This is a genomic window from Vogesella indigofera (assembly GCF_003633895.1).
Taxonomy (GTDB): domain Bacteria; phylum Pseudomonadota; class Gammaproteobacteria; order Burkholderiales; family Chromobacteriaceae; genus Vogesella; species Vogesella indigofera.
Genome location: NZ_RBID01000014.1, coordinates 119,635 through 134,146, shown reverse-complemented (window position 1 = coordinate 134,146; position 14,512 = coordinate 119,635). Strand labels below are relative to the sequence as shown.

Annotated in this window: 14 protein-coding genes; 7 read left to right on the top strand and 7 right to left on the bottom strand. The window is 66.3% G+C overall.

The features are described 5' to 3' along the window. Entirely contained in the window at positions 1-1,086 is a 1,086-nt protein-coding gene (locus tag C8E02_RS08760; RefSeq protein WP_120810488.1) for an ABC transporter permease, read from the top strand. A gap of 52 nt (positions 1,087-1,138) precedes the next feature. Next, complete coding sequence (locus C8E02_RS08755; protein WP_211329207.1) at positions 1,139-2,851, top strand: ABC transporter ATP-binding protein; 1,713 nt, start codon at positions 1,139-1,141, stop codon at positions 2,849-2,851. On the opposite strand, the gene C8E02_RS08750 is transcribed toward C8E02_RS08755, so the two are convergent. After that, the gene (locus tag C8E02_RS08750) at positions 2,832-3,698 is read right to left on the bottom strand and encodes a LysR family transcriptional regulator (RefSeq protein ID WP_120810486.1); all 867 of its coding nucleotides are present in this window, start codon (positions 3,696-3,698) and stop codon (positions 2,832-2,834) included. The two genes, C8E02_RS08755 and C8E02_RS08750, sit on opposite strands and share 20 nt — an antisense overlap. Positions 3,699-3,789: 91 nt before the next feature. Between C8E02_RS08750 and C8E02_RS08745 the strand changes: the two genes are divergently transcribed. Beyond that, entirely contained in the window at positions 3,790-4,236 is a 447-nt protein-coding gene (locus C8E02_RS08745; RefSeq protein WP_120810485.1) for a multidrug/biocide efflux PACE transporter, read from the top strand. A gap of 33 nt (positions 4,237-4,269) precedes the next feature. Here C8E02_RS08745 and C8E02_RS08740 read toward each other — a convergent pair whose 3' ends face one another. After that, complete coding sequence (locus C8E02_RS08740; protein WP_120810484.1) at positions 4,270-4,788, bottom strand: hypothetical protein; 519 nt, start codon at positions 4,786-4,788, stop codon at positions 4,270-4,272. A gap of 157 nt (positions 4,789-4,945) precedes the next feature. Between C8E02_RS08740 and C8E02_RS08735 the strand changes: the two genes are divergently transcribed. After that, complete coding sequence (locus C8E02_RS08735) at positions 4,946-5,404, top strand: COG4315 family predicted lipoprotein (protein ID WP_245961108.1); 459 nt, start codon at positions 4,946-4,948, stop codon at positions 5,402-5,404. A gap of 73 nt (positions 5,405-5,477) precedes the next feature. Here C8E02_RS08735 and C8E02_RS08730 read toward each other — a convergent pair whose 3' ends face one another. The 3 genes from C8E02_RS08730 to C8E02_RS08720 all read right to left on the bottom strand — a co-directional run bounded on the left by C8E02_RS08730 (position 5,478) and on the right by C8E02_RS08720 (position 7,262). Next, positions 5,478-5,765 (bottom strand): YkgJ family cysteine cluster protein, encoded by a 288-nt coding sequence (locus tag C8E02_RS08730; protein ID WP_120810483.1) that lies wholly within the window; start codon positions 5,763-5,765, stop codon positions 5,478-5,480. After that, on the bottom strand, positions 5,765-6,694 hold the full coding sequence (locus tag C8E02_RS08725; protein WP_120810482.1) for a 2-hydroxyacid dehydrogenase: 930 nt from the start codon (positions 6,692-6,694) through the stop codon (positions 5,765-5,767). The genes C8E02_RS08730 and C8E02_RS08725 overlap by 1 nt, the downstream gene beginning before the upstream one ends. 118 nt (positions 6,695-6,812) lie before the next feature. Beyond that, a complete protein-coding gene (locus C8E02_RS08720) occupies positions 6,813-7,262 on the bottom strand; it encodes a GNAT family N-acetyltransferase (RefSeq protein ID WP_120810481.1) in 450 nt (149 codons plus the stop codon). 175 nt (positions 7,263-7,437) lie between these two features. Between C8E02_RS08720 and C8E02_RS17735 the strand changes: the two genes are divergently transcribed. Together C8E02_RS17735 and C8E02_RS08715 are read left to right on the top strand one after the other, a co-directional pair. Then, positions 7,438-7,566, top strand: coding sequence for a hypothetical protein (locus C8E02_RS17735; RefSeq protein WP_255348027.1), 129 nt, complete (start codon positions 7,438-7,440; stop codon positions 7,564-7,566). Positions 7,567-7,604: 38 nt separating this feature from the next. Then, complete coding sequence (locus C8E02_RS08715) at positions 7,605-9,224, top strand: tetratricopeptide repeat protein (protein ID WP_120810480.1); 1,620 nt, start codon at positions 7,605-7,607, stop codon at positions 9,222-9,224. A 204-nt stretch (positions 9,225-9,428) separates the two neighbouring features. Here the strand turns inward: C8E02_RS08715 and C8E02_RS08710 are convergent, their stop codons facing one another. Beyond that, the gene (locus C8E02_RS08710) at positions 9,429-10,904 is read right to left on the bottom strand and encodes a protein adenylyltransferase SelO (protein WP_120810479.1); all 1,476 of its coding nucleotides are present in this window, start codon (positions 10,902-10,904) and stop codon (positions 9,429-9,431) included. Positions 10,905-11,166: 262 nt separating this feature from the next. Then, a complete protein-coding gene (locus tag C8E02_RS08705; protein ID WP_120810478.1) occupies positions 11,167-13,464 on the bottom strand; it encodes a YgiQ family radical SAM protein in 2,298 nt (765 codons plus the stop codon). A 278-nt stretch (positions 13,465-13,742) separates the two neighbouring features. Here C8E02_RS08705 and C8E02_RS08700 point away from each other — a divergent pair, with 278 nt between their 5' ends. After that, positions 13,743-14,492, top strand: coding sequence for a substrate-binding periplasmic protein (locus C8E02_RS08700; protein ID WP_170152129.1), 750 nt, complete (start codon positions 13,743-13,745; stop codon positions 14,490-14,492). Positions 14,493-14,512 lie beyond the last annotated feature (20 nt).

The following is a 14,512-nucleotide window of genomic DNA, read 5'->3' as shown; positions in this document are numbered from 1 at the left end:
ATGCCCCACACCTCAACCACGCCGCCTGCGGCCCAGCACCACCACAACAGCCTGACGCGCATCGGCTGGCGCCGGCTGCGCCGCGACCGCATCGGCTTTAGCGCACTGTGCATCGTCGGCGCCTACCTGCTGCTGGCACTGGCCGCCTGGAGCGGCCTCGTCGCCAGCCACTGGCAGGACGAGGTCGCCCATCCCTACGCGCCGCCGACGCTGTTCGCCGGCGCCGCGCCGCACCATGTCGAGCTCAACGCCGCCGACATCGACGCCGCCGACCGCCGCGCCACCAGCGCCGCCGCGCTGGACAGCAGCGGCGCCACCGGCCTGTCCGCCAGCGAGGACCCGCTGGCGGCCGATCTCGCCGCCGCCCAGCAGCAGTCCGCGCAGTACCGCAGCACCGAGCAGGCCCGCGCCGACAGCCTGCCGCTGGGCGCCGACCAGCGTGGCCGCGATGTGCTGCAAAAGCTGCTGCAGGGCAGCGCCACCTCGCTGCAGGTCGGCATCGCCGGCGCGCTGCTGGCACTGACCATCGGCACCGTGCTCGGCGCGCTGTCCGGCTACTTCGGCGGCCTGCTCGATGACCTGCTGATGTGGGGCTACAGCGTGTTCACCTCGGTGCCGGACATGCTGCTGCTGCTGGCGTTTGCCGCGGTCAGCGGTCGCGGCATCGGCACCGTGGTGCTGGTGATGGCATTCACCAGCTGGACCGGCACCTTCCGCCTGATGCGCGCCGAGTTCCTCAAGCACAAGGGTCGCGAGTACGTGCGCGCCGCCGACGCCATCGGCGCCGGCCACGGCCGCCGCATGTTCCACCACATCCTGCCCAACGTCAGCCACCTGCTGCTGGTGCAGTTTTCCATGCTCACCGTGGCGCTGATCAAGTATGAGGCGATCCTGTCCTTCCTCGGCTTCGGCGTCGGCGTCACCCAGGTCAGCTGGGGCGCGATGCTGGCCGAGGCGCCAGCCGAGCTGCTGCAGGGCTACTGGTGGCAGATGCTCGCCGTCACCCTGTGCATGTCGCTGCTGGTCACCGCGTTCTCGCTGCTCAGCGACAGCCTGCGCGACGCGCTCGATCCAAAAGTGAAATAGCCCCGACAGTGGAACAGGCACCCAACGTGAACCAGGCCCCGAAGGTGACATCGTGAACCCCACCCCGCCCCTGCTCAGCGTGCGCAAGCTGCGCGTCAGCTTCCGCGACGAACACGGCCACGGCGCCGAAGCGGTGAAAGGCATCAGCTTCGACATCCCCGCCGGCAAGACCGTGGCGCTGGTCGGCGAATCCGGCTCCGGCAAGTCGGTGACCGCGATGGCAATCACCCGGCTGCTGCCGGAACACGGCTGCCACATCGCCGCCGACAGCGAGATCCTGTTCGACGGCCGCAACCTGCTCACCGCCAGTCGCCGCGAGCTGCGCCGCCTGCGTGGCGGCGACATCGCCATGGTGTTCCAGGAGCCGATGAGCTCGCTCAACCCGGTGTACAGCGTCGGCGAGCAGATCATCGAGACGCTGATGCTGCACACCAGGGTTGGCCGCAAGGCGGCATACCAGCGCGCGGTGGCGCTGCTGAAGGAAGTCGGCCTGCCGACGCCGGACCGCAAGATGAGCAGCTACCCGCACCAGCTATCCGGCGGCCAGCAGCAGCGGGTGATGATCGCGATGGCCATCGCCTGCGAGCCGAAGCTGCTGATCGCCGACGAGCCGACCACCGCGCTGGACGTCACCATCCAGCAGCAGATCCTGCAGCTGCTGGCCGGGCTGCAGAAAAAACACGGCATGGCGGTGCTGTTCATCAGCCACGATCTGGAACTGGTCGGCCAGTTCGCCGACGAGGTGGTGGTGATGCACCACGGCAGCATCCACGAACACGCGCCGGTGCAGCAGATCTTCGAGGCGCCGCAAGACCCCTACACCAAGGCGCTGCTGCGCTGCCGCCCGCACCTGGCACAGCGCCCGGCGCGGCTGCCGGTGATCAAGGACTTCCTCGGCGACAGCTGCTACTTCGAGCCGCCGCAACGCCAGCGCGGCTACCAGGCGGACGACCGGGTGATCCTCGAGGTGCAGGGCCTCTGCGTCGACTACCACAGCCGCCACGGCTGGTTTGGCGGCCGCCACAGCCAGCGCGCGGTGGACGAGGTGTCGTTCACGCTGATGCGCGGCCGCACGCTGGGCATCGTCGGCGAATCCGGCTGCGGCAAGAGCACGCTGGGGCTGGCGCTGATGCGGCTGCAGCAGGCCAGCGTCGGGCGGGTGCTGTTCGAAGGCGAGGACATGCTGGCGCTGACGCCGCGCCAGTTGCGCGACTACAAGCGCCGCATCCAGATCGTGTTCCAGAACCCGTACGCCTCGCTCAACCCGCGCTTCTCCGTGGCGCAGATCCTGACCGAGCCGATGCTGCTGCACGGCATCGGCTGCGATGCAGAGGAGCGGCTGCAGCTGGCCGGCGACTGGCTGGAACACGTCGGGCTGCCTCGCAAGGCACTGGCCAAGTACCCGCACGAGTTTTCCGGCGGCCAGCGCCAGCGCATCGCCATCGCGCGCTGCCTGACCATGCACCCGGAAATCCTGATCTGCGACGAATCGGTGTCGGCGCTGGACGTGTCGGTACAGGCGCAGGTGCTCAACCTGCTGCAGGCGCTACAGGACGAACTGGGGCTGTCCTACCTGTTCATCTCGCACGATCTGGCGGTGGTGAAGCACCTGTCCGACCAGGTGCTGGTGATGCAGCACGGCCGCTGCGTGGAGCTGGCCGACGCCGACACCCTGTACGCCGCGCCGCAGCACCCGTACACCCGCCAGCTGCTGGACGCCATCCCGCAAGGTTGGCCGCACTGCATCAAGCCGCGGGTGGCGTGAGCAGGCGCTGCAACACCCACGCCGCGGCGGCGCCCAGCGGCCGCGGCCGCGCCCACACCGCGTCGATACGCTGCCGCCGCGGCCAGCCGGCCACCGGCAAGGCGTGCAGGCCGGCGCCGTAGCGCGCCACCAGCCAGTCCGGCAGCTCCGCCCAGCCGAAGCCGTGCAGCGCCATTTCCATCAGCAACAGGTAACTGGGCGCCGACCAGCACAGGCCGCCGTTGTCCGTCACCGGGCTATCCTGATAGGTCTTCAGCCGCAGTTCGCGATGCTGGTGCAAGTGTGCCGCCGTCACCGTGTCCTGCCGCGCCAGCGCGTGGCTGGCCGCGACATACAGCGCAGTGTCGGCCGGGCGCGGCAGGCTGCAACTGGCGATGTCGGCCGGATAAGCGGCCAGCGCGGTGAGCAGGCCCAGCTGCGCGCGGCCGCTCTGCAGCAGCGCCAGCACGTCCTCCTGCTCGCCGACCAGGCACTCCAGCTCCAGCGTCGGAAAGCGCTCGGCAAACTCGGACAGCATCGCCTCGAAATCGCCAGTGTGAAAGGTGTCCGACAGCACCAGCGTCAGCCGCGGCTCCAGCCCGCCGGCCAGCAGCTGCGCTTCCAGCTGCAGGCTGTCCTGCGCCGCCAGCGTCTGCCGCGCCGCCGGCAACAGCCGCTGTCCGGCGGCGGTGAGCTGCGGCTGGCGCCCGACACGCTCGAACAGCGTGACGCCGAGGTCGATCTCCAGGTTGGCGATGGTCTCGCTGATGGTGGACTGGCGCTTGCCCAGCCGCCGCGCCGCCGCCGAGAACGAGCCCAGCTCCGCGGCCAGCACGAACGCGGCGATGGCGTCGGCAGAGATGAACATATCGGTTTCTCCGATGGATGCTAGCTGTTATCAGGCAGAAAAACCTATCACACTGGCCGTCAATCCGATAGCACAAGAAAGGTTGGCCGCAATGATGACCCCCGACAAGACGCTGCGTGAACGGCTGCTGCATGCCGTGCTGTACGAGGTGTGCGCGATGGCGCTGCTGGTGCCCCTGGGCAGCTGGCTGCTCGATGCCGGCCTCGGCCACGTCGGCGTGCTGGCGCTGCTGATGTCGAGCATCGCGATGAGCTGGAACATGCTGTTCAATGCGCTGTTCGAACGGCTGGAGCGGCGCACCGGCTGGCAGCGCACGCCGCTGGTGCGCAGCCTGCACGCCATCGCCTTCGAGGGCGGGCTGGTGTTCCTGTGCGTGCCGGTGGCCGCGTGGTGGATGGCGATCAGCTACTGGCAGGCGTTCCTGCTCGATGTCGGCATCCTGCTGTTCTTCCTGCCCTACACCTATGTCTTCAACTGGTGCTACGACCACGCCCGCGCGCGGCTCTTGGCACGCCGGCTGGCCTGCGGCCAAGCTTGAAGCCGTCCCCGGCCAGGGCCGGGCGGCCGTCGCTCACAAGGGCAGCAGGTGGATGCCGTCAAAGCCGAGATGGTGGCTCAGCTCGCGCAGGATCAACAGCCGGGCGGCAAACTCGCCGTCCGTCGGCAGCCCCTCCAGCGCCGCCGGACGCCCCTGCACCACCTCGGCAAAGCGGCCGAAGGTGAACTCCAGCTGCGCGGTGGACAGCCACAGCGTGCCGCTGCCGTGCACGCCGGCATGAGCGGCCAGTGCGCGCAGCGCGCCATCCTGGCTGTAGAGCAGCGACGCCGGTGCCAGCTGCGCCCGTGCCGGCGCCAGCGCGTCCTCCACCGTCATGATCGCCAGCTCGATTTCCGCCGCAGTCGGTGGCTGGTGGCGGAAGTGCTGCTGCGCGGTGCGGCGGTAGCCCAGCGGCAGGCTCAGCAGCCGTGGCGGCGCGCTACCGCTGCCGCTGGCCAGCCGGGTTTCGTCGCCATCCAGCTGCAACAGGGTGAGGGCGCTGCCCGCCGGCAACTGCTGCTGCAGCCGGGCATAGAGCGGAAGAAGGGACATGTGGCACACCGGCAAGCGCATGACGATACGACGATGTTACGCCGCCGGCGCCGGCACTGGCTAGCCGCTGCCGCACGCCGTGTCACAGGCCGACAACGCCGCCGCCATGGGCTATGGTAAGGGAGGCTCTTGCCACACTTCCGGAAAGGAATCGACGATGAACTCCCCCCTACTCATGGCCGCCATGGCGCTGTCGCTGCTGGCAGGCTGCGGCGGCTACGGTCACGGCCCTCGCCACGCGCAGGGCGGCATGCCCATGCCGCAGGATGGCGCGATGATGCAACACGATGGCATGCATAGCGGCATGGCGATGATGCCGCCGGCGATGTTCCGCAGCGGCATGCTGATGGCGCACGGTGGCAAGACGCTGTACAGCTTTGACCGGGATCAGGCCGGCAGCAGCGTGTGCTACGGCGACTGCGCGATGAAATGGCCGCCCTACCTCGCCCCGGCCGGCGCCAGCGCCAGCGGCGACTACGGCCTCAGCAACCGCAACGACGGCAGCCGGCAATGGACCTATCGCGGCAAGCCGCTGTACTTCTGGTCCGGCGACCAGAAACCGGGCGACATGATGGGCGACAATATCGGCAATGTCTGGCACGTGGTGCGCCCGTGACGCGAGCGTGATGTGAACCGGTACGCAAGGTTGGCCGCAGCGCTGCCCGGCCGCGGCCGGCGCCCGCCGCTGGCTAGCTGCGCGCCGGGAACAGCGGAATCAGCTTGCGCTGCTCCAGGCAATCCGGCTCGCCTTCCTGATAGTCGGCGCAGATCCACGGCCGCACCGCGTAGATGGTACACAGCATGGTCTGCCGGTCCAGCGCCGCACACCAGCCGTCGTCCAGCCGCAGCATCACGTGGCCGCCCCACTGGTCCTGGGTGACAAAGCGGTCCGGCACGTCGTCGTCGCCGGCAATCAGCATCACCTCCAGCCGGCAACAGCAGGCGCGGCAGCTGTCGCAACGGATCTGCTGCGCCATCAGTAGCCGCGCTCGCGCAGCACCTGCCCCTGCACCGCGTCCCCCGCCGCCAGCCGCTCAAGGTTGGCCGCAATCTGGCGCACGGCTTCCTCGCGCAGGGTGATGGCGGCGATGTGCGGCGTCACCGTCACCGCCGGGTGTTGCCACAGGCGATGGCCATGCGGCAGCGGCTCGCTGGCGAACACGTCCAGCTGCGCACAGCGCAGATGGCCGGCATCCAGCAGCGCCAGCAGCGCGTCCTCGTCCAGCAGGTCGCCACGGCCGGCGTTGATCAGCATCGCGCCGGGCGGCAGTGCGGCCAACCTTTGTGCGTTCAGCAGGCCCTGCGTCTGCGGCGTGGACGGCAACACGCAGGCCAGCACCTCGCTGCCGGCCAGCAACTCGGCCAGGCCGTCGTCGCCGTGCAGGCAAGTCACGCCCGGCAGCTGGCGCGGCGAGCGGCTCCAGCCGCTGACCCGATAACCGTCGGCGGCCAGCGCCTGCGCCACCGCGCTGCCGATCTCGCCCAGCCCCAGCACGCCGACGCGCACCTCGGCCGGCAGCTTCGGCGCCAGCATCTTCCACACCCCCGCCGCCTGCTGGCGGCGATAGACATCCATGTGCCGCTGGTAGGACAGCACGCCGAAGCGGATGTACTCACTCATCTGCTGCGCCATACCGCCATCGAGCAGGCGGTAGATCGGCACGCCGGCGGCCAGATCGTCGCGCGCCAGCAGCTTGTCGACGCCGGCACCGAGCGCAAACACCGCCTCAAGCTTCGGCAACCGGGCAAACAGCGCCGGTGGCGGCCCCCAGGTAATCACGTAGCGCACCGCCTCCGGCTGCGTCATCTCATCCAGACTGATGAAACGATGCTGCGGCAGCGCCGCGCGGAACAGGTCGAGGTAGGCGGCAACTTCTTTGGCACTGGGGGTGTGGATCAGGATCATGGTGGGCCTGGCGATAACGGTGAGGCAGACATCTTACTGCGAATCGCCGCCAGCGGCGCGATGCAGCCAGGCGCGACAGCGGCGCTTGGCCACTGCCGCGGCGCCGGCAACACACGGCTCAGGCGACGGATGACTCCGCGACCGCCGGCAGCGGCTTTTTCAGGTACAGCCGCTGGTGCCCCGGCGGGCAGTCGTCCAGCACGCCCATCAGCTGGTAGCCCAGCTTGTGGTAGAAGTCCGGTGCCTGGAAGCTGTAGGTGTACAGGAACATGCCGACGCAGCCACGACGGCGCGCCTCGACTTCCACTTGCGCCATCAGTTGCGCGCCTAGGCCGGCGCCGCGCTGCGCGGCGTCCAGCCACAGGTAGTCCACGTACAGCCAGCCCATACCGGAGTGGCCGAACAGGCCGCCGACCACCACGCCGGCCTCGTCCCGCGCGTACAGTTCGACATCCTGATAAGCGTAATCGCCGATCTGCCCGACGTTGAAGGCCTTGAGGCCCAGCTGGACGACTTCGCGCGCCTGCGGATCGGCGCCAAGACTGAACTGGAAACTGTGCTGCGACATGGCCGGACTCCCGGAGTGATAAGGCAGCCAGTCTAGCGATAATCCGCCACCGGGCGCGAGGCAGCGTGCCCGCATCGATACGGCACTGTCCCAAACAGGCGGCCAACGTTGGCCAGACAGCAAGCGGCACACACCGGCATCCGGCAAAGCCATCCTGAACTTGCTGGTGGGTAAGGTGGCACAGGGCGCCGACACCCGGCTTGTGTTGTGGGTGCTGACCATGCAAGGCATCAACCAGGATCAAACGGCAAAGTGCCGCTTTGTTGCCGAAAAGCGGCGCTTTGCCATTCTGCTGCTGGCATAATCCAGCCTCATCGCATAACCGTTGCCGCGCATCCCATCATGGCCTCATTCCTTCGCCTGCTTGTCCTTAGCCTGCTGTTCAGTCTTGCCCTCCCCGCCGCTGCCAACGAAAAGTTCGGTCAGGTTGAGCTCGATGCGCAAAAGGAACTGCTGCAACTGAAGATCGACAGCAGCCGCGAGCTGACCCAGAAGGATGTCGACAGCCTGAAGAACCGTATCGATGCACTCGATAAACGGCTGGACGATCAGAACAACCGCGTCGGCGATATTGGGCAGGCGGTCGACCGGTTTGCGGTAATCACGGGTATTGCGGGGCTGGTAGTGACGCTGCTGCTCGCCCTTGTCGGCTTGATTGGCTATCTTTCCGTCACCCGACAAGCCAAAGAAGAGGCCAAGACGGCCAGCCGGCAATGGTTCGATAGCAACCATGAAGACTTGCTCGCACAAATTGATGAACTGAAGAAAAAAGCGGTGCAGGGTCATCAGGCTATTGAGCACTCGGTAAACGAGGTGGTGCAAAAGCGCGATGCTGCCATCACGCAAATGCAGGAAGGGTTGAAGACGTCTGGTGAAGACGGCACGCCCATCAACCGTGACGAAGAAGCTGCACTGCGTCAAAGCGCCGAAGAGATCAAGACCAGACCGGAAGCCAGTTATTCTTTTGATGACTGGAACACCCGGGCCTTCAACGCTTACCACGCCAAACAATATGAAGATGCCGCGCTGTACTGGAAACACGCGAGCAGCATCCCCAATACCGGTACGGTCAAAGCGGCGCAGGCCCTTTTCAATCGCGCGATCACATTAAATCAGCTGCAACGGCATTCTGAAGCTTGTACCACCTACCAGCAGCTGATCGACACCTATTCGTCCGACAACACGCCCGCCATCCGCGAACAGGTCGCCAAGGCTATGCTCAACATGGGAGCCACCTGCGGACAAATGCAGAAGCCCGCTGAGGAAATCGCCGCCTACCAGCAGCTAATCGACACTTACTCGTCCGACAATACACCGGCCATCCGCAAACAGGTCACCATGGCCATGCGCAATATGGGGATTGTCCTCGGACAAATGCAGAAACCAGTCGAGGAAGTCGCCATCTATCAGCAGCTAATCACCAATTACTCATCTGACAATACACCCGCTATCCGCGAACAGGTTGCCAAGGCCTTGTTCGATATGGGCAACTCTCTTGGGGCCATCCAGAAGCCCGACGAGGCCTGTGCTGCCTACCAGCAGCTGATCACCGCCTATTCGTCCGACACTACCCCAGCTATCCGCGAACAAGTCGCCAATGCATTCAACGGCAAAGGCTTTGTCCAACTGTTGAAAGCCAAGAAAGTGTGGCAGAACAGGGAGCAAGCTCTATCCCTGCTGAGAGAAGCGCAGAACGATCTGCTTGCCAGCCTCGAACTACGTACCGATTGCGGCATGACGTATGGCAATCTTGCCTACGTGCAGTGGCTGTTCGGCGAAGCACTGGCAGCCGAAAACAGTTTCCGTAGCGCACTGGCCGCCCCCCAGAATAGTGGCGAGGCGCTGTACAAAGGTACAGTGGCCGACATTGAGCAGCATACGATTGCGGAAGACGAAGGCTTCCGGGCAATGGTCGAACGGCTGTGGGCCGAGCATCAGGCCGCGAAGTCCAACGGAGACTGACTACGCCATTGCACGCGGCTGATGTCCCTAAAAATCCAGGCAGCGGATCGCCGGAATTAGCCGCTGATTCCGATAGTCACCACAAAAGCCCAAATAATCCACCGCACCACCCGCCTGATAACAAGGTTGGCCGCAAACCGTCATGGTTTGCGGCCAACCTTCATTCCTTCATTGATCAGATCAACAGGAGTTATCCGGCCAAGGTCACGTGCCGCAGAAGGTGCGGTAACCGGCCGCCAGCTCCGGCGCCGCCGGCAGCGCGTAGCGCTCCCGCCCGTCACGTTCGGTGAACGGGTCGGCCAGCACGTCCAGCAGGCGCAGCGTCAGGCTCATGTCGCCGTGTTCGCTGGCGGCGGCCAGCGCTTCTTCCACCAGATGATTGCGCGCGATGTACAGCGGATTGAGTGCGCGCATCGCGCTGGCGCGCACGGCGGCGGCTTGCGGCTCGGCGGCGAGGCGTTGCTGCCAGCGCGCCAGCCACGGCTGCAACGCGGCCGGATCGGCAAACTGTGCGGCCAACCTTGAACCGTCGCCATCCACCGCGTCGGCAAGGTAGCGCCAGCAAAGGGTGAAGTCCGCCTTCTGTGCCTGCAGCAGCGCCAGCCAGTCGTCTGCCAGCTGCTGGTCGTCGTCCTCTGCCGTGTAGAGGCCGAGCTTGCGCCGCGCCTGCGCCAGCCACTGTTCGCGGTAATGATCGACAAAGCGGTGGATGACGTCGGTGGCCTGCGCCACGGCCTGTTGCTGCGATTCGGCGTCCAGCAGCGGCAGCAGCGTTTCCGCCAGCCGCGCCAGGTTCCACTGCGCGATGGCGGGCTGGTTGCCGTAGGCGTAGCGGCCGCGCTCGTCGATGGAGCTGAACACGGTGGCCGGGTCATAGGCGTCCATGAACGCGCACGGGCCGTAGTCGATGGTTTCGCCGCTGATGGTCATGTTGTCGGTGTTCATCACGCCGTGGATGAAGCCGGCGTGCATCCACTGGGCAATCAGCCGCGCCTGGCGCCGGCACACCGCGTCGAGGAAGGCAAGATAAGGGTTGGCCGCACCCAGCAGCGCCGGATCGTGGCGGCGGATGGCGTAGTCGGCCAGTTGCTGCAGCGCGTCCTCGTCCTCGCCGTTGGCGAAGTATTCGAAGGTGCCGACGCGCAGGTGGCTGGCAGCGACGCGGGTCAGCACCGCGCCGGGCAGAGGCCGTTCGCGCGACACGGTCTCGCCGGTGGCCACTACCGCCAGCGCGCGGGTGGTGGGAATGGCCAGCGCCTGCATCGCCTCGCCGATGATCAGCTCGCGCAGCATCGGCCCTACCGCCGCCTTGCCGTCGCCGCGACGCGAGAACGGGGTGCGGCCGCTGCCCTTGAAAGCGAGGTCACGACGTTGGCCGCAGCGGTCGATTACCTCGCCCAGCAGCAGTGCGCGGCCGTCGCCCAGCGTCGGCGAGTAGCCACCGAACTGGTGGCCGGCGTAGGCCTGCGCGATCGGCTGCGCACCGTCCGGCAGCACCGCGCCGGAAAACTGGGCAGCCAGCGTTTCCGGTGCGACTGTCGCGCTATCCAGCCCCAGTTCCTGTGCCAGCGCGGCGTTCCAGTACAGCAGCTGCGGTTGCGGCGGGATGGCCGGTTGCCATGGCACCGCGTGTTGCGGCAGGTCGCGGGCGTAGCTGTTATCGAAGGCGATGAGGGGCATGATCTGGCTTTCTGGCTATAAAAACCTGTTTACGATCTCGCGAGCTCACGCGAGACAAGGCAAAAACGGCGGAGGAAGCGGCGTTTATCCGGAGATAAACCAACATGCCGAAGGCGTTTTTAACACCGTATCGCCCCATTGATATCAGTGGCAGCAGATCGTAAACAGGTTCCAAGACTGATGGGGGTTCGACCGCGCCGCGGCGGCAAGGTGCGCCGTGCGCGGCAGCAAAAAGCCGCCCCGGAGGGCGGCTGACTATCGGTTAACGGCTGCGGCCAACCTTGCTGCCCGGTTTGGCGCCACCACCGCCACGACCGGTGTTGGGCTTGGCGGCGGCGGGTTTGCCGGCTGGCGCCTTGGTGGCGGCCGGTTTGGCGCTGGCGGTGAAGGTCTTGCCACTGCCACGCGGGCTGCCGGCCGGGGCGCGCTGGCCCTGCGGCTTGCCACGGCCCAGCGGCTGCTGACCGAAACGGTGGCGCGCGGCGGCGGCCTTGTCGCCCGGCGGTGTCGGCGGGATCAGGCACTGCTTGCTGTGGCCGATCAGGTCGCCACGCCCCATGTCGATCAGCGCCTCGTAGATGATCTGCCAGTTGTCCGGGTGGTGGTAGCGCAGCAGCGCCTTGTGCAGCTTGCGGCGGTAGCCGTCGCGCACCACATCCACCTTTTCCGAGCTGCGGGACAGGCGCTTCAGCGGGTTGCGGCGGGTGTGCCACATGGTGGTGGCCATCGCCATCGGCGTCGGGGTGAAGGTCTGCACCTGGTCGAGGCGGAAGTTGTTCTTCTTCAGCCACAGCGCCAGGTTGACCATGTCTTCGTCGCTGGTGCCCGGGTGGGCGGCGATGAAGTACGGGATCAGGTACTGTTCCTTGCCGGCTTGGCGGCTGAAGCGCTCGAACAGCTCCTTGAACTTGTCGTAGGCGCCCATGCCCGGCTTCATCATCTTGGACAGCGGGCCTTCTTCGGTGTGTTCCGGCGCGATCTTCAGGTAGCCGCCGACGTGGTGCTGCACCAGCTCCTTGATGTACTCCGGCGATTTCACCGCCAGGTCGTAGCGCAGGCCGGACTGGATGTTGATCTTCTTGATGCCCGGCAGCGCGCGCGCCTTGCGGTACAGCTGGATCAGCGGGCCGTGGTCGGTGCCGAGGTTCTCGCACACGTCGGGATAGACACAGGACAGCTTGCGACAGGAACGCTCGATCTTCGGGTCCTTGCAGCTGAGGCGGTACATGTTGGCGGTCGGGCCGCCCAGATCGGAGATGTGGCCGGTGAAGCCCGGCGTCTTGTCGCGGATTTCCTCGATCTCTTTCAGGATCGACTCTTCCGAGCGGCTCTGGATGATGCGGCCTTCGTGCTCGGTGATCGAGCAGAAGGTACAGCCGCCGAAACAGCCGCGCATGATGTTGACCGAGTACTTGATCATCTCCCACGCCGGGATGTGCGCGTCGCCATAGCTCGGGTGCGGATTGCGGGCGTAGGGCGCGCCGAACACGAAGTCCATTTCCTCGGTGGTCAGCGGGATCGGTGGCGGCGTCAGCCACACGTCGCGCGTGCCGTGGCCCTGCACCAGCGCGCGGGCGTTGCCGGGGTTGGATTCCAGGTGCAGGGTGCGGCTGGCGTGTGCGTACAGTACCGGATCATGCGCCACTGCCTCGTAGGACGGGATGCGGATCACGGTCTTGGCGCGTTCGGCGCGGCGCTTGGCCAGGCGCTCCTCGCGCGACTCGATGCGGATCACCTGCGGTTTGGCCGCATCGTTGCCGGCGGTGGCCTTGGCCGCCTGTTCCGGAATCTCTTCGTACGGGTTGAGGTGGACATCGACCTTGCCCGGCACGTCGACCACGCTGGAGTCCATCTCCTGCCATTCTTCGTCCGGCAGCCAGCCGTGCGGCACCACGAAGGCGGTACCGCGGATGTCGCGCATCTCGGACAGCTTCTCGCCGCGCGAGGCGCGGTGGGCGATTTCCACCAGCGCGCGCTCGGCGTTGCCGTACAGCAGGATGTCGGCCTTGGAGTTCACCAGCACCGACGGGCGCACCTTCTCGCTCCAGTAGTCGTAGTGGGCGATGCGGCGCAACGATGCCTCGATGCTGCCGATCATCACGCCGACGCCGGGATAGGCCTCGCGGCAGCGCTGCGCGTACACCGTCACCGCGCGGTCCGGGCGCTTGTTGGCCTCGGCGTGCGGGGTGTAGGCGTCGTCGGAGCGCGGGCGGCGATCGGCGGTGTAGCGGTTGATCATCGAGTCCATGTTGCCGGCGGTGACGCCGAAGAACAGGTTGGGCTTGCCCAGCTCGCGGAAGGCGTCGGCGCTGTTCCAGTCCGGCTGCGCGATGATGCCGACGCGGAAGCCCTGCGCCTCCAGCAGCCGTCCGATCAGCGCCATGCCGAAGCTCGGATGGTCGATGTAGCAGTCGCCGCTGACAATGATGATGTCGCAGGAATCCCAGCCCAGCTCGTCCATCTCGGCGCGGCTCATCGGCAGGAACGGCGCGGTGCCGAAGCGTTGCGCCCAGTATTTGCGGTAACTGTTGATCGGTTGTGGTGCGGCAGGAAGCGTCATCGTGGCAGGTATTCCGTGTAAGACCGCGCATTGTGCCAGAAAGCGGCGCGGCTTTCACCTGAAAAAGGCTTTTTTTTCATTGACATAGCGTTGCAATACCCATAAAAAAGTTACGGCTTTTGCAGCGCCCGGGTGGTGGCAGAACAGGCTGTTCTGCCGGCGGCGGCCAGTGCCGGCCGTTCACCTTGCGGGCAGAAGGTGTAGCATGAAAGCGGCGGCGACAATTGACGCGGCCAATCACTCAGGCAAATGTCATTACCTAGTCCAGGATGCACCCCATGAGCCGTCATTACCGTCTGCTGCCCGCCGTGCTGTTGAGCCTGTATCCAACGTTGGCCGCAGCGCAGGTGCTGAACGTCGCCTTCGGCGAATCGCTGGAGCCGTACGTGATGCCGCAGCAGGCATCCGGTATCGAGGTGGAGATCATCCGCGAGGCATTGCGCGCCGAGGGGCTGGGCATGCAGCCGGTGTTCATGGCGCAGAAGCGGCTGCCGCTGGCGCTGAAAAACCCGCGCATCGACGCCATTGCCACCATCCGCCCCGATTCCGGGCTGAAGGCGGCCTATTCCGAGCCCTACGTCTACTACGAGGATGTCGCCGTCACCCTGCGCAGCCGCAACCTGCAGCTGCGCGAGGTGGCCGAGCTGGGCAAGTACAGCATCTCCGCCTTTCCGCTGGCGACTCAGTACCTGGGCGCCGAGTTCGCGCGCATGGCGGCGAACAATCCGCGCTACGGCGAGACCGGCAACCAGGTCGACCAGAACCGGCTGCTGTACCGCCACCTGATCGACGTGGTGGTCGCCGACCAGCGCATCTTCAAGTACATGAACCAGCGCGTGGTCAGCGACTTCCGCGAGGTGGTGCAGCCGGTCAGCTACCACCTGCTGTTCGAGAAGCTGCCCTACCGCGTCGCCTTCCGCTCTGCCGCGCTGCGCGACCGCTTCAACCGCGGGCTGGCCACGCTCAACGGCAACGGCCTGTACCAGCAGATCCTCAACCGCTTCCAGTACGCCGACAGCGTCGACTGAACGGCGGGCAGTTACGCTAG

Excerpts from the sequence above, each read along its gene's own strand:
- C8E02_RS08760 (WP_120810488.1), top strand. The coding sequence starts at position 1 with ATGCCCCACACCTCAACCACGCCGCCTGCGGCCCAGCACCACCACAAC.
- C8E02_RS08750 (WP_120810486.1), bottom strand. The coding sequence starts at position 3,698 with ATGTTCATCTCTGCCGACGCCATCGCCGCGTTCGTGCTGGCCGCGGAG.
- C8E02_RS08745 (WP_120810485.1), top strand. The coding sequence starts at position 3,790 with ATGATGACCCCCGACAAGACGCTGCGTGAACGGCTGCTGCATGCCGTG.
- C8E02_RS08740 (WP_120810484.1), bottom strand. The coding sequence starts at position 4,788 with ATGTCCCTTCTTCCGCTCTATGCCCGGCTGCAGCAGCAGTTGCCGGCG.
- C8E02_RS08735 (WP_245961108.1), top strand. The coding sequence starts at position 4,946 with ATGAACTCCCCCCTACTCATGGCCGCCATGGCGCTGTCGCTGCTGGCA.
- C8E02_RS08730 (WP_120810483.1), bottom strand. The coding sequence starts at position 5,765 with ATGGCGCAGCAGATCCGTTGCGACAGCTGCCGCGCCTGCTGTTGCCGG.
- C8E02_RS08725 (WP_120810482.1), bottom strand. The coding sequence starts at position 6,694 with ATGATCCTGATCCACACCCCCAGTGCCAAAGAAGTTGCCGCCTACCTC.
- C8E02_RS08720 (WP_120810481.1), bottom strand. The coding sequence starts at position 7,262 with ATGTCGCAGCACAGTTTCCAGTTCAGTCTTGGCGCCGATCCGCAGGCG.
- C8E02_RS08715 (WP_120810480.1), top strand. The coding sequence starts at position 7,605 with ATGGCCTCATTCCTTCGCCTGCTTGTCCTTAGCCTGCTGTTCAGTCTT.
- C8E02_RS08710 (WP_120810479.1), bottom strand. The coding sequence starts at position 10,904 with ATGCCCCTCATCGCCTTCGATAACAGCTACGCCCGCGACCTGCCGCAA.
- C8E02_RS08705 (WP_120810478.1), bottom strand. The coding sequence starts at position 13,464 with ATGACGCTTCCTGCCGCACCACAACCGATCAACAGTTACCGCAAATAC.
- C8E02_RS08700 (WP_170152129.1), top strand. The coding sequence starts at position 13,743 with ATGAGCCGTCATTACCGTCTGCTGCCCGCCGTGCTGTTGAGCCTGTAT.